Genomic DNA, 522 nt, shown 5'->3' on the forward strand with positions numbered 1-522 from the left:
CCTCTCAGCTTCTTCGATAGAGCCTGACGCCTTTGGTTCAAAGGTCCGCTACTGTCTCGATGGCCGGCAGCTGACGGCCGATGAGCTGCCGCTGCAGCGTGCGGTGCGCGAGGCGCGATCGATCCCCGCCTCGGAGCTGGAGGTGTCTCTCCCCGATGGTCGTCAGTGGACGGCCGAGGTTGCCGCCGCCCCGCTGTTCGACGAGGACGGTCAGTTGATCGGCGGCCTGATCGTGGTCAGTGATGTCAGCGCGCGCAAGCAGGCCGAGCGTGATCTGCAGGCACTCAATCTCGACCTGGAGCGTCGGGTGGAGGCGCGCACCGCCGAGGCGCGCGCGGCCAGTGCCGCCAAGAGTGACTTCGTGGCGAACATGAGCCACGAGGTGCGCACACCGATGAACGCCGTGCTCGGCTTCCTCGAGATCCTGCTCGATACCCCGCTGCAGCCGGAGCAGCGTGAGCTGGTGGGCAAGGTCAGGCGCTCGGCCCGGGCGCTGCTGGGGTTGCTCAACGACATCCTCGA

At 67.2% G+C, this 522-nt stretch carries 1 protein-coding gene; it reads left to right on the forward strand.

Going from position 1 to position 522, the window contains the following annotated elements; all coding sequences use genetic code 11:
- A partial coding sequence (locus CLD20_RS20085) for a HAMP domain-containing sensor histidine kinase (RefSeq protein ID WP_224408448.1) occupies positions 1 to 522 on the forward strand: 522 nt, incomplete at both ends.

The organism is Afifella sp. IM 167 (genome assembly GCF_020144925.1).
In the GTDB taxonomy this organism is placed as follows: Bacteria; Pseudomonadota; Alphaproteobacteria; order Rhizobiales; family Afifellaceae; genus Afifella.